This window comes from Bradyrhizobium sp. USDA 223, assembly GCF_044909005.1.
Lineage (GTDB): Bacteria > Pseudomonadota > Alphaproteobacteria > Rhizobiales > Xanthobacteraceae > Bradyrhizobium > Bradyrhizobium yuanmingense.
Map to the genome: position 1 here is coordinate 2,124,982 of NZ_JBIYDR010000001.1, position 26,384 is coordinate 2,151,365.

The window sequence follows — 26,384 nt, forward strand, 5'->3', positions numbered from 1 at the left end:
CGATGAACCACCGGCGTGGAGGCGATCGCCTCGCGCCGGATCGATTAACGACAGCGTCCCGACGCGCGACGTGCCGGGGCCGAACGAAAAGAAGATTGGACGCCATGCAGGTCACAGAAACCCTCTCGGAAGGTTTGAAGCACGAGTTCAAGATCAGCGTTCCCGCGTCTGATCTCGACGCCAAGGCCGGCGCCAAGCTCGTCGACCTCAAGGACAAGGTCCGCATCAACGGCTTCCGTCCGGGCAAGGTGCCGGTCTCGCACCTGAAGAAGGTTTATGGCCGCTCGGTGATGGCCGAGACCATCGACCAGACCATCCGCGACACCAACACGCAGCTGTTCTCCGAGCGCGGCTTCCGCCTCGCGACCGAGCCGAAGATCACCATGCCGACAGAGCAGAAGGACGTCGAGGAGCTGCTGAGCGGCAAGACGGATCTGACCTACACGGTGGCCATCGAAGTGGTGCCGGCGATCGCGCTCGCCGACTTCAAGAGCTTCCAGGTCGAGAAGCCCGTTGCCGAGGTCACCGACGCCGACGTCGACGAGGCGATCAAGCGCATCGCCGATTCCAATCGCACCTACGCCGACAAGGGCGAGGGCGCCAAGGCAGAGCAGGGCGACCGCGTCACCATCAACTTCACGGGCCGCATCAACGGCGAAGTCTTCGAAGGCGGCACCGGCGAGGGCATCCAGGTCCTGATCGGCTCCAATACCTTCATTCCGGGCTTCGAGGAGCAGCTCATCGGCATCGGCGCGGGTGAGACGCGCACGCTGAAGGTGTCGTTCCCGAAGAACTACATGAACGACAAGCTCGCCGGGCAGCCGGCCGAGTTCGAGACCACCGCGACCCTGGTCGAGGCGCCGCAGGACCTTGCGATCGACGACGAATTCGCCAAGTCGCTCGGCCTGGAATCGCTGGACAAGCTCAAGGAAGCCGCGCGCGAGCGCCTGACCGCCGAGTTCGCCACCGCCACGCGCCAACGCGTCAAGCGCGCGTTGCTCGACCGCCTCGACGAGGCGCATCGCTTCGAGGCGCCGCCCTCGCTGGTGGACGAGGAGTTCAGCCTGATGTGGAACTCGGTCAAGGCTGAGATGGACTCCGCCGGTAAGACCTTTGCCGACGAGGACACCACCGAGGACAAGGCGAAGGAGGAATATCGCAAGATCGCCGATCGCCGCGTGCGCCTTGGCCTGGTGCTCTCCGAGATCGGCGAGAAGAACAAGATCACGGTGACCGACGACGAGGTCGGCCGCGCCGTGATCGAGCGCGCGCGCTCGATGCCCGGCCGCGAAAAGGAGGTCTGGGACTTCTACCGCAACAACGCCCAGGCGTTGGCCCAGCTTCGTGCACCGATCTACGAGGACAAGGTGGTCGACTTCATCCTCGAGCTCGCCAACGTGACCGAGAAGAAGGTTTCGCGCGAGGACCTCTACAAGGACGACGACGCGGAAAAGACCGCGGCCTGAAGGGTTTGAGATAGTCCGCTATTAAGGATGATGAGCGAAGAGGCCCAGCTAGCCAGGTGGCCGGCTGGGGCTCTTTGTGCGAATCAGCTTCAACTGCCGCCACGGATTAAGCCTTAATGCGCTGCGCACTTGTCAGAAGCGAAATGGGCTATATCTGTCGCTACGCCTTTCTACTTCTTACCCAAGTTCCTGCATCACAGGACGTCCATTCGCCTTCCGGCAAATCCAGCCAAGCTGGCAAGCCTGCCCGGCGATGTCCGTCTCCGAAACCCTAGGTGACTCATGCGCGATCCGGTTGAAACCTACATGAACCTCGTGCCCATGGTGGTCGAGCAGACCAACCGTGGCGAGCGCGCCTACGACATTTTCTCGCGCCTCTTGAAGGAGCGCATCATCTTCGTGACCGGCCCGGTCGAGGACGGCATGTCGACGCTGATCGTCGCGCAGCTCTTGTTCCTCGAGGCGGAAAATCCGAAGAAGGAAATCTCGATGTACATCAACTCGCCGGGCGGCGTGGTGACGTCGGGCCTTGCGATCTACGACACCATGCAGTTCATCCGCCCGCCGGTCTCGACCCTGTGCACCGGTCAGGCGGCTTCGATGGGCTCGCTGCTGCTTTGCGCCGGCGAGAAGGACATGCGCTTCTCGCTGCCGAACGCGCGCATCATGGTGCACCAGCCCTCCGGCGGCTTCCAGGGCCAGGCGACCGATATCATGCTGCACGCCCAGGAGATCCTGAACCTGAAGAAGCGGCTCAACGAGATCTACGTCAAGCACACCGGCCAGACCTACAAGTCGATCGAGGATGCGTTGGAGCGCGACAAGTTCCTGACCGCGAACGACGCCAAGGAGTTTGGCCTGGTCGACAAGGTGATCGACAAGCGCGCCGAGGAGCCGGCGCCGGCGAAGGCCCCGTAGCACTACTGGGGCGTCACGACGAGCCCTCGGTTTGCCGTGGACCCGTCAGGGCGGCGTTCACGTTAGGTGCGCGTGCGCACGGCGCAAAACGCGGTTTTGCGCCCTGCGACAAGCAGAAAGTTCCGCTTTCGTGCTTGTTTTTCGTGGCAATCCAGCAACGCCGGGGTGTTTTCGATCACTTCGCCCGTGCCAAGACCGGAAATCACGGTATTGTCACGGGTAGCCGGCGACCCCCGATTAGCGAATTCTTGATAGTCGGGTGACAGCATGGTTGGCTACGATTGATCGGCTATGATCGCGGGAGAATCGAGCCACCGTGATTCGCACCGAATGTAGTAAAGCGTAGGGTCTTTTTTGGTACGGAATTTGCTCTACTTAAGCTTCATGCCGACCATCGTGTCGGAATGGAGCGATCGAGCGGAACGGGATCGAACCGCGGACGGAGACATGAATGAGTAAGGTCGGCACGAGCGACTCCAAGAACACGCTATATTGCTCGTTCTGCGGCAAGAGCCAGCACGAAGTCCGCAAACTGATCGCGGGTCCCACGGTCTTCATCTGCGACGAGTGCGTCGAGCTCTGCATGGACATCATCCGCGAGGAGAACAAGTCCTCGCTGGTCAAGTCGCGCGACGGTATTCCGACGCCGAAGGAAATCTGCAAGGTGCTGGACGATTACGTCATCGGCCAGAGCCATGCGAAGAAGGTCCTCTCGGTCGCGGTGCACAATCACTACAAGCGCCTCAACCATCAGACCAAGCACAACGACGTCGAACTCGCGAAGTCGAACATCCTGCTGATCGGTCCGACCGGCTCGGGCAAGACGCTGCTCGCTCAGACGCTCGCCCGCATCCTGGACGTGCCATTCACGATGGCCGACGCCACGACGCTGACGGAGGCCGGCTATGTCGGCGAGGACGTCGAGAACATCATCCTGAAGCTGCTCCAGGCCGCCGACTACAACGTCGAGCGCGCCCAGCGCGGCATCGTCTACATCGACGAAATCGATAAGATCAGCCGCAAGTCCGACAACCCCTCGATCACGCGCGATGTGTCGGGTGAGGGCGTGCAGCAGGCGCTGCTCAAGATCATGGAAGGCACGGTGGCTTCGGTCCCGCCGCAGGGCGGCCGCAAGCATCCGCAGCAGGAGTTCCTGCAGGTGGATACCACCAACATCCTGTTCATCTGCGGCGGCGCCTTCGCCGGCCTGGAGAAGATCATCTCGGCCCGCGGTCGGTCGACCTCGATCGGCTTCGGCGCCCACGTGCTCGCGCCGGAGGATCGCCGGACCGGTGAGATCTTCCGTCACGTCGAGCCTGAGGACCTCCTGAAGTACGGCCTCATCCCCGAATTCGTCGGCCGTCTGCCGGTTGTGGCGACGCTCGAGGACCTCGACGAGACCTCGCTGAAGAAGATCCTGACCGAGCCGAAGAACGCGCTGGTGAAACAGTACCAGCGGCTGTTCGAAATGGAGAACATCGAGCTGACCTTCGCCGACGAAGCGCTTGGCGCGGTCGCCCGCAAGGCGATCGAGCGCAAGACCGGCGCGCGAGGCCTGCGTTCGATCCTCGAGGCGATCCTGCTCGAGACCATGTTCGACCTGCCGGGCCTGGAGGGTGTGGAAGAAGTCGTGATTTCCCGCGAAGTCGTGGAAGGCACGGCGCGTCCGCTCTACATCTACGCCGATCGGTCCGATCGCGCGGTCGAGAACGCCAGCGCCTGATCTGACGGCGCTGGAACGCTCCAATCGTCTCCTCGAGTTGGCTGCGGAGCCGTGGTTCCGCAGCCGGTATTGCGTCGCTTACCGCGTTGCGTAAGCGCCTGATGGCGCGCGTTTTTCAATGACTTGACACCCCCCGGGTCGATAGCCACCTAATGTCGGCGGCGAGCGAAAATTCTCTTCAAGATTCGCCTCAGTTCCGTTCCGGCGAGCCGGTCCAACTTGTAGAGGACCGACCGGTTCTGCGGATCACCTCGGCACCTTGTGGCGGTTGCGCATGATCGCGGGCTGCGTGCAAGGGGGCAAAGCAAAAGGAAAAGGCCATGACCAATCCAAAACCCCGGCCAACCATCGTTCATGGCGAAGCGCACGCCTATCCCGTGCTGCCGCTGCGCGACATCGTCGTCTTTCCGCACATGATCGTTCCGCTCTTCGTCGGTCGCGAGAAGTCGATCCGCGCACTCGAAGAGGTGATGAAGAACGACGCGCTGATCATGCTCGCGACGCAGAAGAACGCGTCCGACGATGATCCGGCGCCCGATGCCATTTACGAGACCGGGACGCTTGCCAGCGTGCTGCAGCTCCTGAAGCTTCCCGACGGCACCGTGAAGGTGCTGGTCGAGGGCCTCGAGCGTGCGCGCGTGGCGAAGTACACCGACCGCGCCGACTATTATGAGGCGACCGCCGTCGCGCTCGCCGACACCGATGCGAAATCGGTCGAGGCGGAAGCGCTGGCGCGCTCGGTCGTGTCCGACTTCGAGAGCTATGTGAAGCTCAACAAGAAGATCTCGGCCGAGGTCGTCGGCGTCGTGCAGGCGATCACCGATTTCGCCAAGCTGGCCGATACGGTCGCCTCGCATCTCGCCGTCAAGATCGCCGATCGGCAAGGAATCCTGGAGACGCTGTCCGTCACCACGCGCCTGGAGAAGGTGCTGGGCCTGATGGAGAGCGAGATCTCGGTTCTGCAGGTCGAGAAGCGCATCCGTTCTCGCGTCAAACGACAAATGGAGAAGACCCAGCGCGAGTATTATCTCAACGAGCAGATGAAGGCGATCCAGAAGGAACTCGGCGACGACGACGGTCGCGACGAGCTCGCCGATCTCGAAGAGAAGATCTCCAAGACCAAGCTCTCCAAGGAAGCGCGCGAGAAGGCGCAGCATGAATTGAAGAAGCTGCGCCAGATGTCGCCGATGTCCGCGGAGGCGACCGTCGTGCGCAACTATCTGGATTGGCTGCTGTCGATCCCGTGGAACAAGAAGTCCAAGGTGAAGAAGGACCTGGAGCAGGCGCAAGCCATCCTGGACTCCGATCACTACGGTCTTGAGAAGGTCAAGGAGCGTATCGTCGAGTACCTCGCGGTGCAGTCGCGCGCCAACAAGCTGACGGGGCCGATCCTGTGCCTGGTCGGGCCTCCCGGCGTCGGCAAGACCTCGCTCGGCAAGTCGATCGCGAAGGCGACGGGGCGCGAGTTCGTGCGCGTCTCGCTCGGCGGCGTGCGCGACGAGGCCGAGATCCGCGGTCACCGCCGCACCTATATCGGCTCGATGCCCGGCAAGATCATCCAGTCGATGCGCAAGGCGAAGTCGTCCAATCCGCTGTTCCTCTTGGACGAGATCGACAAGATGGGCGCCGATTTCCGCGGCGATCCGTCCTCGGCGCTGCTCGAGGTTCTCGACCCCGAGCAGAACGGGACCTTCAACGACCACTATCTCGAGGTCGACTACGATCTGTCCAACGTGATGTTCATCACCACCGCGAATACGCTCAATATCCCGGGGCCCCTGATGGACCGCATGGAGATCATCCGGATCGCGGGCTACACCGAGAACGAGAAGGTCGAGATCTCGCGCAAGCACCTGATCCCGAACGCGGTGTCCAAGCATGGCCTCGACTCCAAGGAGTTCTCGATCGACGACGAGGCGCTGCTGCTGCTGATCCGCCGCTACACCCGCGAAGCGGGCGTGCGCAACCTGGAGCGTGAGCTCTCTACACTGGCCCGCAAGGCGGTGAAGGAGCTGATGATCTCCAAGAAGAAGTCGGTCAAGGTCACCGAGAAGACTCTGGAAGAGTTGCTCGGCGTGCCGAAGTACCGCTTCGGCGAGATCGAGAGCGAGCCGCAGGTCGGTATCGTCACCGGCCTTGCCTGGACCGATGTCGGCGGCGAGCTGCTGACGATCGAAGGCGTCATGATGCCCGGCAAGGGCAAGATGACGGTCACGGGCAATCTGCGCGACGTCATGAAGGAGTCGATCTCCGCGGCGGCGTCCTACGTCCGCTCGCGAGCGATCAACTACGGCGTCGAGCCGCCGCTGTTCGACAAGCGCGACATCCACGTGCACGTGCCGGAGGGCGCGACGCCGAAGGATGGTCCGTCCGCAGGCGTTGCGATGGCCACCGCGATCATCTCGGTCATGACCGGCATCCCGGTTCGCCATGATGTCGCGATGACCGGCGAAATCACGCTGCGCGGCCGCGTGCTGCCGATCGGCGGCCTCAAGGAGAAGCTGCTGGCTGCGGCCCGCGGCGGCATCAAGACGGTGCTGATCCCCGAGGACAACGCCAAGGATCTCACGGAGATTTCCGATGCGATCAAGGGCGGAATGGAGATCATCCCGGTCTCGCGCCTCGATGACGTCGTCGCCAAGGCCCTGGTGAAGAAGCCTACGCCGATCGTCTGGGAAGAGGACACCAAGGTGACGGTGAAGCCGGACGGCGATGAAGCCGCCGGCGGCCTGACCGCTCACTGAGATCGCAGCTCGAAAATGATGATAAAACGGCGCCTTCGGGCGCCGTTTTTGTTTGGGGAAGGGGAGGAGGCAATGCACGTCGATGGGCAATGCCATTGCGGGAAGATCGCGTTCGAGGCAGAGATCGACCCCGAGGCTGTCTCGGTCTGTCACTGCACCGATTGCCAGACGCTGACCGGCTCGCCGTTCCGGGTGACGGCCATCTGCACCAAGGCCGATGTCCGCCTGACCCGCGGCTCGCCCAAAATCTACGGCAAGCGCGGCGACAACGGCCGCATGCGCTTCCAGCATTTCTGTGCCGATTGCGGTTCCCCGCTGTTCACCAGCGGCGAGGGCGATCAGGCCGACGATTGGGGCATCCGCTGGGGCAGCATCCGGCAACGGAACGCGCTACGGCCGGTGCGGCAGATCTGGTGCCGGTCGGCGGCGGTGTGGATCGATGCCGTGCCGCTGCTGCCGGGGCGGCCGCAGGATTGAGGGCTGAGATTGCCGGGCTGAATTTCGCCGCGATAAGACCGCCTTCGCCCGTTGGGCTTCGGCGCGGCAGCCTTCGCTCGCTTCGCGCCCATGACCTGCTGTGCTGGCCTGCCGAGCCGTAGCTCGCGAAGCGAGCGAAGGCTGGTGGGCGGTCACGGATTCGAACCGCGGACCCTCTCGGTGTAAACGAGATGCTCTAACCAGCTGAGCTAACCGCCCAATTGCGCCTCTTTAGCGCCCCGGCGGGTGCCGAAGCAAGAGGCGAGCGCGTCCGACCCGGCTCCAGGCTCGTGAGAGCATTTGCGCCGGACATGAGCAGCCCTGCAGCGGGCCCGCTGCAGGGCAAAGCTCTTTCGTGCTGCGGATCGCGTCTTTCGGCCGAGGAGACGACGATCATACTCGGCCGCCATGCACGGCCTCGAAGCTCGCCTGATGTCAGGACGTCTTGGTGAACATCGTCAGCACGCCGTCGACGATGTTGATCGCGACCACCTGTGCCGAACTCAAGCCCTTGGCCTTGAGCACGGAGGCAGCCTGCGGTGTGGCGTCGATGGACTGCCGAAGCGACTGGATGTCTTTTTCGTTGGTATGCGCCACGAGTTCATCGACCTTCGCGCGCACGGCCGGCTGCAATTCCTTGACGTCCATCACCTGTATGCTCCGGATCGCCGTGCTGGACTGCGTGGATTGCTGTTCCGCGCCGGGTTGCGACGATGCGCCCTGTGCCTGCGCAAGAGCGGGTGTTCCCAGCGAGAGAGCTGTAACGATGACGGATGCCGTGAAGGTGCGCATGGTCATGCCTTTCCTATTTGAGAAGCCCGCGAACCTAGCGAGGAAATCTGGTTGGCGTCTGATTCCGATGTGGCCGTTCGGTGAAACCAATGCGGCCGCAATGCGCGGATGGGGCGCTCGTGTCGGGTCTGGAGCCCAGAGCGCAACTCTGTTCCCGACTTCCACACGATCGAATGCAGAAAGCGAAAGCCCCGGAGGAACCGGGGCTTTGCGTTAGCGAGAGATCAGCATGGAAGATCAGTATTTCGCCACAACCGGGCCTCCGCCCCAGTTGAAGCGATAGACCAGTTGGCTGCGAACGGCATGAACCCATTTCTCGGAATCGATTGACGCTCCGACCGACAGACCCGTTGCAGTGTCGCGGATGGCGTTCGTCCCGGTGTTGAATTCAGAGAATCGATATTCAGTCTTCCAGAACAGGCCAGGCACGATCTTCAGCGCGTGTTCTTGGCCGGCGCCGATGAACCAGCCACGGTAGGTACGCTTGTCCATGAACTCGCCGCTTGGTCTTCCGAATGGCGCAGCGTTGAGGGTGAAATCAGTACGGTCAAAGTTGGCTTCGGTATAGCCGACTGAGAAATAGGTCAGAAGGCTCGGGGCGGCCAGCCAGCCGAGCCGGCCGCCACCCGCCCAGGCCGAGCTCATCTTTTCCTCGCCGACGATCCCGAAGCGCGGCGGGCTGAGCTGGCCCTTCAGGCTGCTGAGATCGTAATCGCCGAATGCGCCGACGACAAAGGCGGCGCCCGCTGCCGCAAACTGGTAGTCGCAGCCGCCCTGCACCGTGCCGAAGAAGCCGCGGCCTCCGGTCGTTGCCGTATCGCTGAAGCGGGTCCTTGGCGGTCCGTCGAGATAGGTCGTGTTGTCCTGATTCCACAGCCCGTAGCCGCCGCCACCACCGACGTAGCAGCCAGTCCAATTCGTAACCGGCATCGGAGTCGGAGGCGCCTTCAGGTAGGCAGGGGAAGTTACATCGGCGGCCGATCCGCTCGAATTGAAGCGGTAAACCAACTCGCTGCGGACCGTGTGGACGTACTTCTTCGAATCTTCGGAAAAGCCGATCGGCAAGCCGCTCGCCGTGTCCCGGATCGGATTTGTCCCGACATCGAAGTCGGAGAACCGGTATTCCGTTTTCCAGAAGAGACCCGGCAGGAAGCCCAGCGCATATTCGGCGCCGGAGCCGATGAACCAACCATTGTAGGTCCGCTTGTCCTGATAAAGTCCGGCCGAAACGCCGAACGGCGGGAAGTTCAGATTGAAGTTCGTGCGGTCGAAGGTTGCTTCGGTGTAACCCGCCGAGACATAGGTCAGCAGGCTGGGAGTCGCCAGCCAGCCGAGACGGCCGCCGACAGCCCAGGCCGAGCTCATCTTCTCGTCACCAACCATGGAGAAGCCGGAGGGAGTGAGCCGTCCGGTCAGGCTGGAGAAATCATAATCACCGAAAGCTCCGATCACGAAGCGCTCGCCGGCCGCGGCAAACTGATAGTCGCATCCCGCCTGTACCGTGCCGAAGTATCCGCGGCCGCCCGTGGTGGTGGTATCGGCATTCTGAAAGCGGGCCGGACCGTCGACAAAAGTCGAATTTTCCTGATTCCACATGCCGTAGCCGCCGCCGCCCGCGACGTAGCAGCCGGTCCAGTTGGCGACTGCTGCGGCGACAGCCGGTGGCCTGGAGGATTTGCGCGGAAGGTCGGCTGCCAATGCTGATCCGGAAAACGTCACCAATGCCACGAGGGCGGGCGCAACCTGCTTCATTCCAACATCCCCATTCCACCAAGCCGTGGCTCAGCGACCGCTCGCCCGCCAAAGTCGACTCCTCGGGGACAACATACGAAGTTTGGTTCAGAATGCTGTTGCAGGAAGGCTACAATCGCGGAAAGTGTGCTGCTCGCCTGTGCATTTCCAACCGCGAGCCGGGCTTTTTGCGACATTCCGTTTCTGGTGTCGGTCTCGCGGACGCAGAGGCTACGGCGCTTGGTCCTTCGAAGGGACCGGGTGGCGTTCGGAAGAATGTCTTTGCTACCAGAGGGCCAAGTGTGCGGCCCGTCGAGACATCTCCGAGCGTCAGTCTGCGATCCGACGCGGCTCGGACGGGCCGGATGGAACGGGCCGACTGCCGTCGGTTCCGGCCGCATCTTGTGCTTGCGGCCTGTCTTCGCCTCGGGCATATCGGCCCGAACCGGGACGCGTAGAGCGGCTGCCCTCCCAAGCACCATCTGGATCCGACGCCGGCCATATGCCGACCAAGCTGCCCTACCGACCGGAGATCGACGGCCTGCGAGCAATCGCGGTCCTGCCCGTCATTCTCTATCATGCCGGAATTCCCGGATTCTCGGGCGGCTTCGTCGGTGTCGACGTCTTCTTCGTGATCAGCGGCTATCTGATCACATCGATCATCCTGGACGAATATGAGAACGGCGGCTTCAGCTTTGTCCGCTTCTACGAGCGGCGCGCCCGGCGCATTCTGCCGCCCCTGTTCCTGGTCTGCCTCGTGTGCATTCCGTTCGCGATCTACTCGCTGAGCCCGCACGATCTCGAGGAGTTCGCCAAGAGCCTGCTCTCGGTTTGCGGTTTCGTTTCGAACTTCTTCTTCTGGTCGCAAAGCGGCTATTTCGACGGGCCAACCGAGCTCAAGCCGCTCATCCATACCTGGAGTCTGGCGGTCGAAGAGCAATTTTACCTGGTGTTTCCGATCGCGCTGTTCTGGTTTCTCAAGCTCGGTCGGCGTCACGCCATCGCGTTGTTTGTCGCAACCGCGATACTGAGCTTCGCCCTCGCTGTGTGGGGATCGCATCACGCGACGGCAGCGACCTTCTACCTCTTGCCGGCAAGGTTCTGGGAGCTTGCAATCGGTGCACTGCTGCCGTTGTGCCGTATCGAGGCCGGAGCACGGCGCTTGCCGCGTCTGGTCGCGGAGCCGCTAGCGCTGCTCGGCCTTGCGTTGATCGTGATCCCCATTTTCACCTATCACAACATTCCCTATCCCGGCGTCTACACGCTGCCGCCGACACTCGGCACGGCGCTGGCGATCGTGTTCCTGCGACCTGGCACGCTATCGGGCCGTATCGTTGCGACGCGCGGATTGGTTGGCATCGGCCTGATCAGCTACAGCGCCTATCTCTGGCATCAGCCTGTGTTCGCGTTCGCGCGGCTCGGCGCAATCTATGATGCCAACATCCCGGTCTTCATCGGCCTTTCGGCAATTACATTGCTCCTGGCCTACCTGACCTACGTGCTGGTCGAACGCCCGGTGCGCGATCGCAAGCGCTTCACCCGGAACGAGGTGTTCGCCTATTGCGGCGCTGCATCCGCTGGACTTGCTTGCCTCGGCCTCGTCGGCATCTTCACGGGCGGGCTCGAGAACAACTATCTCGCCCGCAACGACATGGCGACCCAGCGGGCCTATGCGCTCATCAAGCAATACGGCTTGCGCGACATCAAGGCCCGACTTATCGACAGCGGCTGCCGGTTCTGGTCTCCCCGTCCGGACGAGGCGTTCGAGGCGCGGTTTCGATCCTGTGCCGAGAAGCATGGCGCGGCGACCATGGTCGTCGGCGACTCGCATGGCGAGAACGTCTACAACGCGGTTGCGAAAGCCAAGCCCGGCGAGTTCGTCGTTGGCCTCGTCAACGAAGGCTGCCGAGCGTGGAACGACAGCGATGCTTGCCCGTATTCCAGGCTCGCAGGCTTCCTGGAGCGCAACGGCGCTTCGGTGCGCGGCATTGTCTTCAACGTGTCGGGAGCTCACCTTCTGACGGACTTGCAGGGTAACTCGGAGAACCACCATCTGTTCGAGTGGAAGACTGGTTTTCTCATCAACTACGAGAAGGTGCGCTTCACCATCAATTATCTCCGGACCATCGCGCCGCTGGCGAAGGTGGTATGGCTCGGTCCTTTTGTTGAAGCACGGGTCAATTTCCGCGATCCGCCCTCAATCGCCAGGGATGGCTTCAGGATGAACCCCGTCTCGCTCCATCATTTCAAGGCGCTTGACAGCGAGATTGCCAAGGAGGTCGCCGAGGGGCCGCAGACCTTCAAGTACCTGTCATTCTATGACGTGTTCAAGGTTGATCAGTATTTCCTGGTGACCGGCGATTGCCTGACGTTCAGCGATCCCGATCATCTGAGCGCTTGCGGCGAGGAATTGCTTGGCGAGAAGCTCAAGGCGCATCTGCCCTGGGCGAATTCGTAGGCGAGCTGCGGAAGCATCCGAGGCCTGTGCGCCGATCCTTCAATTTGATGCGCCGGGACTTGACTTCGTGATATGGCGCTGAACAGGGCAAGGGTACGTGATGAGGTTCCGATGCAACAGCCGAGCGGACACGAGCAAAACGCCGACCAGATCGCCTATTGGAACGGCCCGAGCGGGCAACGCTGGGCCGATCGCCACGCGGTGCAGGAGAAGCTGCTCGGGCCGATCGCCGATGTGCTGATCGATCGCGCCGGACCAAGGCCGGGCGAGCGCGTGATCGACGTCGGTTGCGGCTCTGGTGCAACAACATTTGCATTTGCAAAGGCGGTGGCGCCCGATGGTCTTGCGCTCGGGCTTGACGTCTCCGGGCCGATGCTGTCGCAGGCGCGCGCGCTTGCGCCGAAAGGCCTGCCGCTCGATTTCATCCTGGCAGATGCGACGGTGCATCCGTTCGAGCCGGCGAGCTTCGATCTGCTCGCCTCTCGTTTCGGTGTGATGTTCTTCGCCGACCCGATTGCGTCCTTCACCAATCTTCGCCGCGCGCTGAAGCCGACGGGACGGCTCGCCTTTGCTTGCTGGCGAGAGCCGAAGGAGAATCCGTGGGCGATGGCGCCGCTGATGGCGGTCTACAAGCACGTGCCCAAGATGCCGCCGGTCGGCCCCGAAGAGCCGGGCCCGTTCGCCTTTGCCTCGGAAGAGCGCGTGATGCGCATCCTGAGAGGCGCAGGCTTCGTCGACGCGGCGATGGAGCCGCATGATCTTCCGATGGATATCGCGATCGGCGGCGGTCTCGATGCGGCCGTGGAGGGCTCGCTGCAGATCGGCCCGGCCAGCCGCGCGCTCCAGGGCCAACCCCCTGAGACGTATGAGGCAGCCAAGGCGTCGATCCGCGAAGCGCTCGCGCCGTTTTTGAAGGGGCAGAGCGTGACGCTGCAGGGCGCGATCTGGATCGTGACGGCGAAGGCTGCGTAGGCGCTGCTCCTCCGCCGTCATTGCGAGGAGCCCGCGACAAATTCCGAAGCAATTTTGCGCCGGCGACGACGCAATCCAGACTATCTCTGCGGAGGACGTCTGGATTGCTTCGCTGCGCTCGCAATGACGCGGATAGTCCGGGGACTCCTACACCACATCATCCGGCGCGAGCGCGCAGCCGTTGTCCGGATGTGTCTCGACCTGGAGCGTGGTGTGACCGATGCGGAAGGATGTCTTGAGGAGCTGCGTCGTCTGCATCAGGAATGCGTCGTCGCTGCCCGCGGGCATGACGAGATGGCAGGTCAGCGCCGTCTCGGTGGTCGAGATCGGCCAGACGTGAAGATCGTGAATCCCCGAGACGCCGGGACGAGCGAGCAAAAACGCCCTGATTGCGGCGAGGTCGGTTCCCTTGGGCGCGGCCGCCATCGACATGTCGATGGAGCCGCGCAACAGGCTGGTCGTGCTCCAGAGGATGGTGGCGCAGATGACGAGGCTGGTGATGGGATCGAGCCAGAGCCAGCCGGTCCAGATAATGAGCGCGGCCGAGACCACGACGCCGAGCGAGACCGCGGCGTCGGCGGCCATGTGCAGGTACGCGCCTTCGATGTTGATGTCGTCCTTGCGCCCGCTCGCGAATAGCAGGGCGGTGAAACCGTTGATGAGGATCCCGATGCCGGCGACCACCATGACGGTGGCGCCTGCGACCGGCTCCGGCTCGCGCAGGCGCAGGATCGCCTCCCAGCCGATCGCGCCGGTCGCGACCAGCAGGAACACCGCATTGGCGAGCGCCGCCAGGATGGTGGAGGCGCGAAAGCCGTAGGTAAAGCGGCCTTTGGGCGCGCGGCGGGCTGCGATCGAGGCGCCCCAGGCAATGACGAGGCCGAGCACGTCCGACAGGTTATGGCCGGCATCGGCGAGCAGGGCGGTGGAGTTGCCGACATAGCCGTAAACCGCCTCGGCGACGACGAGCGCGATGTTGAGCGTAATGCCGAGCGCGAACGCCTTGCCGAAATTGGCGGGTGCATGGACATGGCCGTGTCCATGACCATGATCGTGCGTATGGCCATGCGCATGCGAGTGGCCCGCATGATCATGGTCGCGATGACCGTGGTGGTCGTGGCTGCCCAAATCTAGCGCTCCGCAGACGCCGCCAAATCAGGGGCCATTGTAGGCGTTTCCTTTGCCACGTCACGGCGGAACAGCACGTAGAGCGCCGGCAGCACCAGCAGCGTCAGCACGGTCGAGGAGAGAATGCCGCCGATCACCACGGTTGCGAGCGGCCGCTGCACCTCGGCGCCGGCGCCGGTGGCGAGCGCCATCGGCACGAAGCCGAGCGAGGCGACGAGCGCCGTCATCAGCACCGGGCGCAGCCGCGTCAGTGCGCCTTCGCGCACGGCCTCCGCGACCGAGCGTCCCTCGCTGCGCAGACGCTCGATGAAGGCGATGATGACGAGCCCATTGAGCACGGCAACGCCGGACAGCGCGATGAAGCCGACGCCGGCGCTGATGGATAGCGGAATGCCGCGCAGCAGCAGCGCGGCAACGCCACCGGTCAGCGCCAGTGGCACGCCGGAGAACACCAGCGCCGCATCCGCCGCCGATCCCATGCCCATGAACAGCAGCAGGAACACCAAGAGCAGCGCAACCGGCACCACGATCGTCAGCCGCTTGGTGGCCGAGACCAGCTGCTCGAACTGGCCGCCCCAGCCGATCCAGTAACCCGGCGGCAGCTTGACCTTCTCGGCAACGGCCGCCTCGGCCTCCGCGACGAAAGAGCCGAGGTCGCGCGCGCGGACATTGGCCGTGACGACGATGCGCCGCTTGCCGTTTTCGCGGCTGATCTGGTTCGGCCCCGGCGTCGCATCGACGGTGGCGACCGACGACAACGGCACGTAGCGCATCTGGGCGAGGGGAGAGCTGACCAGCGACGTTCGAACGGCGCTGCCGATTGCTGCGTCCTCGGCGGGCGGCAGCGGAATCGGAATCGCCCTGATCGCCTCGAGATTGCCGCGCAGGTGCTCCGGCAGGCGCACGACGATGTCGAAACGGCGATCGCCTTCGAACAGCTTGCCGGCCGACTTGCCGCCGACCGCGATCTCGACGATGCCCTGCACCTCGGCGACGCTGAGCCCATAGCGGGCGAGCGCCTGACGGTCGAGGCGGACGGTGAGGATCGGCAAGCCCGAGACCTGCTCGATCTTGACGTCGCTGGCGCCGCGGATGCCGCGGATCGCGGCCTCCACCTGTTTTGCGGCGCCTTGCAGGATGTCGAGATCGTCGCCGAAGATCTTGACGCCGACATCGGTGCGGACGCCCGAGATCAGCTCGTTGACGCGGAACTGGATCGGCTGGGAGATTTCGTAGGCGCTGCCGGGAATCTCGTCTGCCGCATGCTCGATGGCCCCGACCACCTCCGATTTCGACTTGCCGGGGTCGGGCCATTCGGCACGCGGTTTCAGCATGACGTAGCCATCGGTCTGTGCCGGCGACATCGGGTCGGTGGCGATCTCCGCGGTACCGATGCGGGTGAAGAACTCCTTCACTTCCGGGATTTGCATGACGCGCTTCTCCAGCGCCTTCTGCAGGTCCAGCGACTGGGTGAGGCTGGTGCCGGGAATCCGGATCGAGGCCAGCGCGACGTCGCCTTCGTCCAGGCTCGGGATGAACTCGCCGCCCATGCGCGAAGCGGCGATGCCGCTCGCGACCACGATGATCACGGCCATGACGGCGACGGCGGCGCGATTGTCGATGGCAAAGCGGAGCAGGGGCAGGTAGGCGCGCTTCGCCGCACGCATGAACAGGTTCTCATGTTCGGACACCTTGCCGGTGACGAAAATGGCAACAGCCGCCGGCACGAAGGTGATGGAGAACAGCACAGCAGCGCCGAGCGCCATCAGCACGGTCAGTGCCATCGGCGTGAACATCTTGCCCTCGACGCCGGTCAGCGTCAGCACCGGCAGGTAGACCACCGCGATGATCAGCGTGCCGAACAGGCTCGGCTTGATGACCTCACTCGACCCGCGCAGGATCGCGCGCAGCCGTTCGGGCGTCGTCAGCAGCCCGCCTTTCTCGCGCTGAGCCACCGCCAGCATGCGCAGGCAGTTCTCGACGATGATCACGGCGCCGTCGACGATGATGCCGAAGTCGATCGCCCCCAAGCTCATCAGGTTGGCGCTGACCTTGGTCTCGACCATGCCGGTGATCGTCAACGCCATGGACAGTGGGATGACGCAGGCCGTGACCAGCGCGGCGCGGAAGTTGCCGAGGATCAGGAACAGCACGGCGACCACCAGCGCCGCGCCTTCCAGCAGGTTGTTCCGGACGGTGCGGATGGTGGCTTCGACCAGGTCGGTGCGGTCGTAGACGGTCCGCGTCACGACGCCCTCGGGCAGCGACTTGGCGATGTCCTCCAGACGGGCTGCGACGCGGCGGGCCACGGTCCGGCTGTTCTCGCCGATCAGCAGCATGGCGGTGCCGAGCACGGTTTCCTCGCCGTTCCAGGTCGCAGCGCCCGTGCGCAAATCGCGCCCCTCGCTGACAGCAGCGACGTCCCTGATCCTGACGGGATTGGCGCCGCGCGAGCCGATGACGATGTCCTGGATTTCGCTGACGTTGCCGACCTGGCCCGGCGAGCGAACCAGATATTGCTCGCCGTTGCGCTCGATATAGCCGGCCCCGACATTGGCGTTGTTGGCGGCGAGCGCGGTCATCACGTCGCGGAAGCCGAGCCGGTAGGCCATCAGCTTGCCGGGATCCGGCAGCACGTGGAATTGCCGCTCGAAGCCGCCGATCGTGTTGACCTCGATCACGCCCGGCACGTTGCGAAGCTGCGGTCGAATGATCCAGTCTTGCACGGTGCGCAAATCGGTCAGCGAATAGTCGCGGTCACCCTGCGTCTTCGCGCCCGCCTTGGCCTCGACGGTGTACATGAAGATTTCGCCAAGGCCGGTCGAGATCGGACTCATCGCGACCTCGACACCCGCCGGCAGCTGGTCTTTCACCTGCTGGATGCGCTCGCCGACGAGCTGCCGGGCGAAGTAGATGTCGGTGCCGTCCTTGAAGACGATTGTCACCTGGCTGAGGCCGTAGCGCGACAGCGAGCGGGTGTAGTCGAGCTTGGGCAGGCCGCCCATCGCAGTCTCGACCGGGAAGGTGATGCGTTGCTCGGTCTCGAGCGGCGAATAGCCGGGGGCGCGGGTGTTGATCTGGACCTGGACGTTGGTGATATCAGGGACGGCGTCGATCGGCAGGCGCTGGAAATTCCAGGCGCCAAAGGCGACGGCGCCGAGCGCGAGGACGAGGACCAGCCAGCGCTGCTGCAGCGAGACGGCGATGAGACGCTCAATCATGCTCGGCCTCGCCCTTGCCCATCTCCGCCTTCACGACGAAGCTGTTCTCCGCGACGTAATGCTCGCCGGCCGAAAGGCCGGCCTTGATCTCGACATGGCGCGGATCGGAATCGCCTGTTTCGACCGGGCGCGCCTCGATCTTGTCGCCGTCCTCGCGCACGAACACGATGGTCTTGTTCTCCAGCGTCTGGATCGCGCTGCGGCGCACGGCAACCGCGACATTGCGCGCCGCGAGGATCAGCCGCGCCGTGACGAACAGGCCGGGCCGCAGGCGGCCGTCCGGATTTGGCAGCACCACGCGCGCCAGCGCGGTCTGGGTCTCGCTTGAGCCGATCGGCGCCATGTAGGAGATCGTGCCCTTGATCTCGCCGCGGCCGTCGTCGGGATCGATCAGGACCTCGTCGTTGAGGCGGACGCGGCGGAGGTCCTGCCGGTAGATCGACAGGTCGACCCAGATGGTGGAGAGGTCGGCGACCACGAAAGCCGGCTTCTGCTCGGAGGCGTATTCGCCGAGCGAGATCTGCCGCTCGATGATGGTGCCGGCAATCGGCGCCTTCAGCTCGTAGACGGTGAGGCTCTGGTTACTCTCGATCGCGGCGAGCAGGTCGTCCTTGCCGACCTTGTCGCCGATCCGCTTCTGGATGGATTTGGCGAGGCCCGGAAAGCGCGGCGTCACCTGCACCACGGCTTCCTGGTTGGCGCGCAGGATGCCGTTGAAGGCGAGCGTGTCGGTCAGCGTGGCGCTCGCGGCTTCCGCCAGCGTGACGCCCGCGGCCGCCAGCTTGACGTCGGAGATGCGGATGCGGTCGGCGCCATGCTCGTCCTGCTCGACGCGATCGTTCGGCTTCTTGTGCTCGGAATGCTCGCCATGCTCGGCATGCTCGGTGTGCGCAACTTTGTCCGGCGCGAGCAGGGAATGGCCGTAAGCCCCGAGCGCGGCGGCAACGATGGCGACGAGAATGGTGGAGAAGGTCCTCATCGTGCGCTCTCCCGCGCCAGCGTGAACGGATTGCCGACGAGGCCCTCGATGATGGCTACGCCCGCATGGAAATTCTGCAGCGCCTCCTGCTCGCGAAGCCGCGCCTGCGCGACGCTGGCTTGGGCATCCAGCACTTCGAGCAGGGTAAAGCGGCCCTGGCCGTAGCCTTGCGAGATCGCCTCGGAGGCCTCGACGGCCTTGGGGATCGCGGTCTCGCGCAGCACCGCGAGCTCGCGCAGGGAGCCTTGCAGAGAGTCATAGGCGCGGCCGGCGATCACGATCAGCGCGTTGCGGTTGGCCTCGCGCTCGGCTTTGGTCTTGGCGAGGCTTTCCTGGGCCGAAAGGATGTTGCCCTGGTTCTGGTCGAACACGGGGATCGGCACGGAGACGGTCAGCCGCGCCGCATCGTCGCCCGTTTCGTTGAAGTGGCGCCAGCCGGCCGCGATCCGCACGTCCGGATAGGGCCTGAGCCGTGCCAGCAGGAGCTCGGCATTGCGCTGGGCGTAGACCGCGGTCCAGCGCACCAGCTGCGGATTGGCGTCGATGGCGGCGACCACGGCCTGGAACGCCGGTGGGCGTCCGGTGGTGTCGAGCCGGCCGGACACCTCGCCGAATTTGGCGGCGGGATCGCCCATTAGCACCGCAAGCTCGCGCCGGGCGCTCGCCAGCGTCGCCTTGAAGCGCTCGCGGTCCGCCTTCACCAGGGCGGAGGCGACCTCGGCGCGGCCGGTCTCCGCCGGCGAGGAGGCACCGGCCTCGACACGGCGGCGCAGGAGCGGCGTCAGCCGGTCGATCGCGGCGATCTGCTCGTCGAGGATCTGGATGCGCCGCTGCGCGCCGAGCACGCTCAGGAAGGCGATCGCGGTCTCCGACAGCACTTCCAGCCTGATCGCCTTGCGCTGGATCGCCGCGACCTCGACGCCGGCTGCGCCTGCGGCAATCCGCGCCTCGCGCTTGCCGAACAGCTCGAAGGCCTGGCTGATCTGGAGCGTGGTCTCGGCCGAGCGCGTTCCGCGATATCTGCCGGAGCCAAACGAATCGTCCTGTTCGTAGGACAGTTCCGGATTGAGCAGGGCGCCCGCCTGGATGCGCTGGCCGGTGGCGATGCCGACGTCGCGCTCTGCCGCCGTCAGGCGCGGGCTCGCCGCCAGCGCGCGCGACAGCGCGCTCCGCATCGTCAAAGTCTGGGCGTGAGCCGGTGCAAGCGCCGATGCTGCAATCAGACACGCTGCCGCGCACGCGAGACGCGCGGTCATTCCCCTGCAAAACATGAAATCGACCTGTGAAGGATGAACCTAATGGGCGCGCGGCGCCCGACCAATCCGTTCAGGCAATGGATCTGGGAGGGGGCGAGTCGGTATCGGGCACAATTCCGGCGAGGCGGGGGGCCTGTTGCGGGCTCGGGGCCGACACCAGCACGATCGCCGCGGTCGACGGCGTCGGCTGCGCCACGGTCAGCGAGAAGCAGCCGTGGCAATGATGTCCGCCGATGGCCTTGTGGTCGCCATGGCCTGTGGCGCCGTCGAGGAACGCGGCGATCTCCGAACCGCCGCGGGGCGTGGTGACGTCGATGTCGTGCGCGCCGTGCAGCGCGCCCGCGAGCAGATAGACCGCCGCGATCAGGACGGACAGCAGCCCGCGCCAGGGGCGCGAGCGGCGGGATCCTGAGGGCTGGCGGTTTGCGAGCACGAGGTCACTCTGGTTGCGGTCTGTGCCCGGCCTAGCATGGGCGCGGGAACAGTGTCGACCCGCAACATTGTTACATCCCTGGAACAATTGCCGCAGCAGCGCATACGCTGCCTGCGCCTCTCACTGGCGGACAATGACGCGCCGATGCGGCGCGATGGTTTCGAACGCGGGGGCCGGAGCGTCGCTGCCATCGTCACCTTCCATGGTGATGACAGCCCGACAGCTCGCTTCCATCGCCCGTTCCAGCCATTTGATGGCTTCGTCGATCCATTGGTCGTGGTGCTCGGGATCGGCGAGGGCCTTCTCCCGGAATGCATTCGCCTGATGCAGGCACGCCGTTCTGCGGTCCACGCGCCACTCCTGATCCGGAGGTTCCGCCCCTGATCGCATCATTGATGATCCCGGCCCCGGCGTCGTTAACATACGACAGAAGGAGACGCCCCGGCCGCAACGCGGAAAGGCCCCAGCCGGACGAGCCAGCTGAGGCCTCATGTGCTCACAATCTCTATCCCTAGGACTTGGACAGACAACCCGCATCCTCCAAGTTCGTTCCATACGATCTGTCCAATTTGGAACGTTCCTCATACCTCGCGATTAGCCAGCAGAAGAAACTGAGGAGGACGGACAATGGACGGACTGATTTATCTGATCGGCTTGATCGTCGTCATCATGGCGATCCTGTCGTTCTTCGGCCTGCGCTGAGAGCGCCGCGATGACGGTCGAAACTCTGATGCGGGAAGAGGTCATCGAAGGCGGCCTGGCAGCCGAGGCGCCTCGAACGATCCAGTGGAGCTCGGTGTTTGCGGGCGCTCTTGCTGCGAGCGCAATGTCGTTCATCCTGATCGGTTTTGGTGTCGCGGTCGGCCTCGGCGTCAGTTCGGCCTCGCCGACCTGGCGCGATGCGTCGGCGGCGCTGGCGCTGCTTTCCGGACTGTATCTGATCATCCAGGCGATCGTCAGTTTTGGCTTTGGCGGTTACATCGCCGGCCGGACCACCCGGCCCGAGCCCACTCTCACAACCATCGAGGATGACGGCGAGCGGCGGGACGGGCTTCACGGGTTGACCGCCTGGGCGCTGGCGGTCCTGGCCGGCGCCGCGCTGCTGGCGCTTCTCGGCGCCGCCGCGATCGACCGCTCGCCGATGCGCAGTTCGGCGAGCAACACCTCGGCGGCCGAGCCCTTGTTGAGCTATGAGCTCGACAAGCTGTTCCGCGCGCCGCGCCGCGCTGCGAACACCGACCTGAGGGAAGCGCGCGCCGAAGCCGGACGTATCCTGATGACGTCGTCCAGCCACAGCGGCGTCGCCGCCGATGACCGGACGTACCTCGTGCAGCAGGTCGCCGCGGTCACGGGGCTGGCGGCCCCCGACGCCGAAAAGCGCGTTGACGCCCTGATCGCAGACGCGAAGACGGCGATCAACCGCGCGCGACGCAACTCGATCATCGTGGCGTTCTCGGTCGCAGCCGCGACCTTGATCGGCGCTGCAGTGGCCTGGGCCGCGGCGGTTGCCGGCGGACGCCATCGCGATGGAGAGCCGTTGCCGAACTGGATGGCGAGAGCCAACCGCTTCCACCGCAACCCGCGCGCGATGCCGGTGCCGTAGGCTAAATCGGGGGTGGACCTACCTGTCCGCCCCCGCATGTTGCTGAACGAACGCCGCAACGAGAGCTGTGATCTCCGCTGGGCACTCGAGGCTCGGAAGATGGGCCACATCACGAACCTCATGGCCTTCCGCGCCCGGAATTGCCGCGACGAGATGACGGCAGCGGTCCTGCACATAGGGGAAATCGAGGTCGCCCCATATGATGAGGGTCGGCACTGCGATCTCATGAAGCCGGTTGAAGAAGGGTCTAATATCGACGTCCGATCCGAACGGCGGCGAGCGGAGTGCGATGCCGTTCATATCAAGGAACAGATCGCGAGCCGGACCGCCAACGCGACCTTCGGCAGCCCGTGGTCCGTCCAGCCAGAGGCGCGCCTTCATCGCGTTCATCCGATCAAGATCGCCTGACGCTTCGATCTCCTTCCATCGCATCATCAGCGTCTCGATGTCGGCGGGATAGACCGGATCGGGTGCACCCGCGACATTGGGGGCGATCAGAACCAGGGCGCGAACGCGCGAGGGATGCCGGACGGCGGCATCAAGCGCGATGCGCCCGCCAAGTGAGCAGCCGACGAGGATTGCGGGCTCGCCGCCTGCGGTTGCTTCCAGCACTACGAGGAGATCAGCAAGCGCGGAAAAGTCTTCGGGCTCGGCGCGGGTTTCGCCGAACCCGCGTCGGTCATACCCGACCGCCCTGTGCGTGGCGCTCAATTCATCGCATTGAGCGCGCCACATGCGCCGGTCGCACACATTCGCATGAAGAAAGACGACGGCAGGACCGTCGCCTGCCACTTCTGTCGCAAGGCTGGCACGGCCGGACGCGACGTATTGCATCGAAGCGCGGTGATGATTCATTCCAGTCTCGTCGCGCTTCAAGCCTTCTCTTCCCAGATCATCGCCAGATGCACGATGGTCTGCACCGCCTTTTCCATGTCCTGTCGGCTGACCCATTCGAGCCGCGAATGGAACGCGTGCTCGCCGGCAAAGATGTTGGGGCAGGGTAGGCCCATGAAGGACAGGCGCGAGCCGTCGGTGCCACCGCGGATCGCGGTGCGCATCGGGCGCAGGCCGGCACGGCGGATCGCCTCGATGGCGTATTCCAGCACGTGCGGGTGACGATCGATCACCTGCTTCATGTTGCGGTACTGCTCCTTGACCTCGAACGTGTAGGTCGAGCGCGGATAATCCTTCATGACGTCCTTGACGATGCCCTCGAGCAGCGCCTCCTTCTCCTTCAGCCCTTCCTCGGTGAAGTCGCGGACGATGAAGGAGAGCGTCGCCTGTTCGAGCGCGCCGTCGATGCCGATCGGATGCAGAAAACCCTGCTTGCCCGAGGTGGTCTCGGGCGAGCAGCCCTCCTTCGGCAGACGCTCGACGATGGCCGCGGCGATCTTGATAGCGTGCTCCATCTTGCCCTTGGCGTAGCCGGGATGGGCGCTGACGCCGTTGATGGTGATGGTGGCTCCGTCGGCCGAGAAGGTCTCGTCCTCGACGCAGCCCGCGCTCTCGCCGTCCATGGTGTAGCCGAAATCGGCGCCAAGCTTGTTCAGGTCGACATTGTCGACGCCGCGGCCGATCTCCTCGTCCGGCGTGAACAGGATCTTGATGGTGCCGTGCTTCACGTCGGGATTGTTGATGAAGAAATGCGCGGCATCCATGATCTCGGCGACGCCGGCCTTGTTGTCGGCGCCCAATAGCGTCGTGCCGTCGGTGGTGATGATGTCGTTGCCGATCTGGTTCTTCAGCGCGGGATGCTCATTGAAGCGGATCACCTGGCTGGTGTCGCCGGGCAGGACGATGTCGCCGCCGCGATAGTTCTTCACGATTTGCGGCTTGACGTCCTTGCCGGTGACGTCGGGCGAGGTGTCCATGTGCGAGCAGAAGCAGATCACCGGCACCTTCTTGTCGGTGTTGGCCGGGATCGTTCCGTAGACGTAGCCGTAATCGTCGAGATGCGCGTCCACAACGCCCATGGCCTTCAGCTCGGCAGCGAGCACGCGGCCGAGATCCTTCTGCTTCTCGGTCGACGGCGAGCTGGGAGATGCCGGATCGGACTGGGTATCGATGGTGACGTAGCGCAGGAAGCGCTCGGTCACGGTATGCGAAAAGGAGAGGGAGGACATTTCTGGTCAAACCGCCGAATGTTCGGGAAGCAGGCGGTATATCAGAAAAGCGGGCCGGGATGCGGCCGGAACGGGCTCGGGGGCAGGCTTTAGTGGCCTCAGATCGCTTCCTTCAGTTCCTTCACCGGGCGGAACGCGACCTTCCTGGTGGCCTTGATGTGGATCGCTTCGCCGGTGGAAGGATTACGGCCGGTGCGGGCGGCGCGCTTGCGGACCTGGAGGATGCCGAGGCCGACGATGCGGACCCGGTCGCCCTTCTTGAGGTGCTTGGTGATCAGATCGACCATGTCGGTCAGGACGGCCTCGGCATGCTTTTTGGAGACATCCTGGCGCTCGGCAATGTCGGCGGCGAGGTGCTTGAGCGTGATCGTGGCTGGCGCGGCCGCCTTCTTCGCCGAATCCTTCTTAGCCGGATCCTTCTTAGCCAAATCCTTCTTGGACATGTCTGGCCTCCTCGATCTTGCAGGTCGTCCGCAGGGAGATGGCCCGTGACCCGCAAGTTCCCGGAGGCGTAGACGATTCGGGACCGGACTGACTACGCCGCCGGCGTTGCCGAGGGCCGCGTTCGTGTGTGCCAGCAGTGGAATCCGCCGGTTTGGGCTGCGGCTGCAACATCCTTGACTTCACCAGATCGGGCCTTTAAGTCCCCCCTCGTTCCGCAGACATTGCGTGTCACGCGGGAGTAGCTCAGTTGGTTAGAGCGCCGGCCTGTCACGCCGGAGGTCGCGGGTTCGAGCCCCGTCTCTCGCGCCATTTTTGGCAAATAGATCAAATAGTTGCTGTCTTTTGCGGCCAAGAGCGCCGCTTGGACGGCCGTTTCATCCCGATCGCTTCCTCCCCGCCAGAATGCGTTTATTTCGGCTTGGACTCCTCGATATGCGCGAGGATGCGCCGTGCGTCGGTGCTGCCGGCCTGCGCCGCCTTGGCCAGGAGCCGCCTGGCCTCGGCAAGGTCCCGTCGGCCGCCGATTCCGTTGGCGTTGCACCGGGCGAGATTGACCAGGGCTTCGAGCCCGCCCATCGCGGCGCCCCTCTGGTACAGCGCCCGAGCCAATTTCAGGTCTCGCCTGGCTCCCAGTCCCTTCTCGGCAAGCTCCCCCATCCTGTTGATGGCCGTCGCATCGCCGAGCTCGGCGGCCCGCTGATACAACGCATAGGCCTTTGCGGGATCGCTGGCCGCGCCGATTCCACGCTCCTGCTGTAGGCCGAGGCTGACGAGTGCTGGCGCAATCTTTTTCTCGGCGGCCATTTCGTAGTAGAAGCGCGAGCGGGCCGGATCTTTCTCGACGCCGTTGCCGTTCTCATACATCAATCCGAGCTCGTAGAGCGCGCGTGCGTTGCCGAGCTCGGATGCCGCCTTGTAGCTCGCCACGGCTCCCGCGTAATCGCGCATGGCGAACAATGAACGCCCGAGCTGGTAGTGCAGGCGGTCCACCCCTGGCGACCGCTTGACCGCCTCCGCGCACGCCGCAACCGCGCCCGCCACCTTTGTATCGTCGCGCGTCTCGCCTTGGTCGGCGCCGGCTGCCCTCAAATCCGCGAGCCCGGCAACGGCGCTGTCGCAGTGCTGCATGACGGCGGTACCGTCCTGGACGACTTGCTTGACGGGATGGAGATAGATCTTGTCCTTGGAAAGCTGACCATACATGTAGGGCGTCTGCTTCCGGTGCGTTGCCTGCCGAACCTCGTCGCGAACGTTGCGAAACACGAAGTTGATCTCGAGGTCGGCCTGCCGGAGGTATTTCAGCAGCGCCGCAGCGAAAGGGCTGTTGCGGCCTTCGCCTTCTTCCGCGGTCCGCCCCGGCTCCGCTGGAAAGAACACGAGCGTGTTGCGGATCGGTGCGCTTCCGGCTGAGGTCAGGGAAGAGCTGCTGCTGCGGCCATTCGGTATCGCAGGGAACGGGTTCTCCCGCATGGCATCCGGGATCACCAGACCCAGCCTGCGCGCCCGCCCTGCGGCAGCGGTCACCGCAGCCAGGGGAACGGTCTCTGCGTTGGCCGACTCAGGTGTCGCAAGATGCGCATCCACGGGGATCAGGTAACTGCCGACACCGGCAGCTGCGCTGTATCCGGCAAAATAGAAGACCGCGATGTCCGCAGCGGCGGACTTCTCGGTGAAGGCGACGAGCCCCACGCGCAGATCGTCGATGGTCGTGTTCTTGCGCAGATCGACGTCGAAGCCGAGGCCGGCGAGAGCCGCGGCAATGTCCTCGGCATCGTTGACGGGAGAGCCGAGCGGCGGCGCGTTCGCGTAGCTCGCGTTTCCAATGACCAAGGCGACACGACGGTTGGAAGCTTCCGCTTCGCAGTCGAAGAGAAGCCCGATGGCAATGAACAGTGCCAGCCAGCGCAAGATGGAGT

21 protein-coding genes and 2 tRNA genes are annotated in these 26,384 nt (G+C 64.3%); 9 read left to right on the forward strand and 14 right to left on the reverse strand.

Annotated features, from left to right (window positions below; translation table 11 throughout):
* The first annotated feature begins 104 nt into the window (after positions 1-104).
* Together tig and ABIA40_RS09745 are read left to right on the forward strand one after the other, a co-directional pair.
* Positions 105-1,466, forward strand: coding sequence for a trigger factor (tig, locus tag ABIA40_RS09740; protein ID WP_271538039.1), 1,362 nt, complete (start codon positions 105-107; stop codon positions 1,464-1,466).
* A 282-nt stretch (positions 1,467-1,748) separates the two neighbouring features.
* Entirely contained in the window at positions 1,749-2,384 is a 636-nt protein-coding gene (locus ABIA40_RS09745; protein WP_025036638.1) for an ATP-dependent Clp protease proteolytic subunit, read from the forward strand.
* Between the two features lie 62 nt (positions 2,385-2,446).
* Here the strand turns inward: ABIA40_RS09745 and ABIA40_RS09750 are convergent, their stop codons facing one another.
* Complete coding sequence (locus ABIA40_RS09750) at positions 2,447-2,653, reverse strand: hypothetical protein (protein ID WP_225150083.1); 207 nt, start codon at positions 2,651-2,653, stop codon at positions 2,447-2,449.
* Between the two features lie 182 nt (positions 2,654-2,835).
* Here ABIA40_RS09750 and clpX point away from each other — a divergent pair, with 182 nt between their 5' ends.
* The 3 genes from clpX (at position 2,836) to ABIA40_RS09765 (ending at position 7,328) form a co-directional block, all read left to right on the forward strand.
* Positions 2,836-4,107 (forward strand): ATP-dependent Clp protease ATP-binding subunit ClpX, encoded by a 1,272-nt coding sequence (gene clpX / locus ABIA40_RS09755; RefSeq protein WP_157283535.1) that lies wholly within the window; start codon positions 2,836-2,838, stop codon positions 4,105-4,107.
* Between the two features lie 320 nt (positions 4,108-4,427).
* Positions 4,428-6,851: an endopeptidase La gene (lon, locus tag ABIA40_RS09760; RefSeq protein WP_036010279.1), complete on the forward strand. Its 2,424-nt coding sequence runs from the start codon at positions 4,428-4,430 to the stop codon at positions 6,849-6,851.
* 72 nt (positions 6,852-6,923) lie between these two features.
* Positions 6,924-7,328 carry a GFA family protein gene (locus ABIA40_RS09765; protein ID WP_271538038.1) on the forward strand — a complete coding sequence of 135 codons (405 nt, stop codon included), beginning with the start codon at positions 6,924-6,926 and terminating at the stop codon, positions 7,326-7,328.
* 142 nt (positions 7,329-7,470) lie between these two features.
* Here the strand turns inward: ABIA40_RS09765 and ABIA40_RS09770 are convergent.
* The 3 genes from ABIA40_RS09770 to ABIA40_RS09780 all read right to left on the reverse strand — a co-directional run bounded on the left by ABIA40_RS09770 (position 7,471) and on the right by ABIA40_RS09780 (position 9,872).
* Positions 7,471-7,547: transfer RNA gene (locus tag ABIA40_RS09770), tRNA-Val, on the reverse strand.
* Positions 7,548-7,763: 216 nt separating this feature from the next.
* Positions 7,764-8,126 carry a hypothetical protein gene (locus tag ABIA40_RS09775; RefSeq protein WP_271538037.1) on the reverse strand — a complete coding sequence of 121 codons (363 nt, stop codon included), beginning with the start codon at positions 8,124-8,126 and terminating at the stop codon, positions 7,764-7,766.
* A gap of 231 nt (positions 8,127-8,357) precedes the next feature.
* Positions 8,358-9,872 (reverse strand): outer membrane protein, encoded by a 1,515-nt coding sequence (locus tag ABIA40_RS09780; RefSeq protein WP_271538036.1) that lies wholly within the window; start codon positions 9,870-9,872, stop codon positions 8,358-8,360.
* A 481-nt stretch (positions 9,873-10,353) separates the two neighbouring features.
* Between ABIA40_RS09780 and ABIA40_RS09785 the strand changes: the two genes are divergently transcribed.
* Both ABIA40_RS09785 and ABIA40_RS09790 read left to right on the forward strand, forming a co-directional pair.
* Positions 10,354-12,309, forward strand: a complete 1,956-nt coding sequence (locus tag ABIA40_RS09785; protein ID WP_404540829.1) for an acyltransferase family protein — start codon at positions 10,354-10,356, stop codon at positions 12,307-12,309.
* 111 nt (positions 12,310-12,420) lie between these two features.
* Positions 12,421-13,281 carry a class I SAM-dependent methyltransferase gene (locus ABIA40_RS09790; RefSeq protein ID WP_271538034.1) on the forward strand — a complete coding sequence of 287 codons (861 nt, stop codon included), beginning with the start codon at positions 12,421-12,423 and terminating at the stop codon, positions 13,279-13,281.
* Between the two features lie 147 nt (positions 13,282-13,428).
* Here ABIA40_RS09790 and ABIA40_RS09795 read toward each other — a convergent pair whose 3' ends face one another.
* The 6 genes from ABIA40_RS09795 to ABIA40_RS09820 all read right to left on the reverse strand — a co-directional run bounded on the left by ABIA40_RS09795 (position 13,429) and on the right by ABIA40_RS09820 (position 20,649).
* A complete protein-coding gene (locus ABIA40_RS09795) occupies positions 13,429-14,409 on the reverse strand; it encodes a cation diffusion facilitator family transporter (RefSeq protein ID WP_404540831.1) in 981 nt (326 codons plus the stop codon).
* Between the two features lie 2 nt (positions 14,410-14,411).
* Complete coding sequence (locus ABIA40_RS09800; RefSeq protein WP_404540833.1) at positions 14,412-17,630, reverse strand: efflux RND transporter permease subunit; 3,219 nt, start codon at positions 17,628-17,630, stop codon at positions 14,412-14,414.
* The gene (gene ihpB / locus ABIA40_RS09805) at positions 17,623-18,609 is read right to left on the reverse strand and encodes a divalent metal ion exporter adaptor subunit IhpB (RefSeq protein WP_404540835.1); all 987 of its coding nucleotides are present in this window, start codon (positions 18,607-18,609) and stop codon (positions 17,623-17,625) included. The genes ABIA40_RS09800 and ihpB overlap by 8 nt, the downstream gene beginning before the upstream one ends.
* A complete protein-coding gene (gene ihpA / locus ABIA40_RS09810) occupies positions 18,606-19,880 on the reverse strand; it encodes a divalent metal ion exporter subunit IhpA (RefSeq protein ID WP_275499863.1) in 1,275 nt (424 codons plus the stop codon). Before ihpA ends, ihpB begins: the two co-directional genes overlap by 4 nt.
* Before the next feature lie 55 nt (positions 19,881-19,935).
* Entirely contained in the window at positions 19,936-20,298 is a 363-nt protein-coding gene (locus tag ABIA40_RS09815) for a hypothetical protein (RefSeq protein ID WP_271538030.1), read from the reverse strand.
* Between the two features lie 120 nt (positions 20,299-20,418).
* Positions 20,419-20,649, reverse strand: coding sequence for a hypothetical protein (locus tag ABIA40_RS09820; RefSeq protein ID WP_275510062.1), 231 nt, complete (start codon positions 20,647-20,649; stop codon positions 20,419-20,421).
* 361 nt (positions 20,650-21,010) lie between these two features.
* Between ABIA40_RS09820 and ABIA40_RS09825 the strand changes: the two genes are divergently transcribed.
* The gene (locus tag ABIA40_RS09825; RefSeq protein ID WP_404540837.1) at positions 21,011-21,901 is read left to right on the forward strand and encodes a hypothetical protein; all 891 of its coding nucleotides are present in this window, start codon (positions 21,011-21,013) and stop codon (positions 21,899-21,901) included.
* 18 nt (positions 21,902-21,919) lie between these two features.
* On the opposite strand, the gene ABIA40_RS09830 is transcribed toward ABIA40_RS09825, so the two are convergent.
* The 3 genes from ABIA40_RS09830 to ABIA40_RS09840 form a co-directional block, all read right to left on the reverse strand.
* The gene (locus ABIA40_RS09830) at positions 21,920-22,777 is read right to left on the reverse strand and encodes an alpha/beta fold hydrolase (RefSeq protein WP_271538027.1); all 858 of its coding nucleotides are present in this window, start codon (positions 22,775-22,777) and stop codon (positions 21,920-21,922) included.
* Positions 22,774-24,024, reverse strand: coding sequence for a peptidase T (gene pepT / locus ABIA40_RS09835; protein WP_036025351.1), 1,251 nt, complete (start codon positions 24,022-24,024; stop codon positions 22,774-22,776). The genes ABIA40_RS09830 and pepT overlap by 4 nt, the downstream gene beginning before the upstream one ends.
* Positions 24,025-24,122: 98 nt before the next feature.
* A complete protein-coding gene (locus ABIA40_RS09840) occupies positions 24,123-24,467 on the reverse strand; it encodes an HU family DNA-binding protein (RefSeq protein WP_275499854.1) in 345 nt (114 codons plus the stop codon).
* Positions 24,468-24,700: 233 nt separating this feature from the next.
* Between ABIA40_RS09840 and ABIA40_RS09845 the strand changes: the two genes are divergently transcribed.
* Positions 24,701-24,777 (forward strand) — tRNA-Asp (locus ABIA40_RS09845).
* A 99-nt stretch (positions 24,778-24,876) separates the two neighbouring features.
* Here the strand turns inward: ABIA40_RS09845 and ABIA40_RS09850 are convergent.
* Positions 24,877-26,376: a caspase family protein gene (locus tag ABIA40_RS09850; protein WP_271538024.1), complete on the reverse strand. Its 1,500-nt coding sequence runs from the start codon at positions 26,374-26,376 to the stop codon at positions 24,877-24,879.
* Positions 26,377-26,384 lie beyond the last annotated feature (8 nt).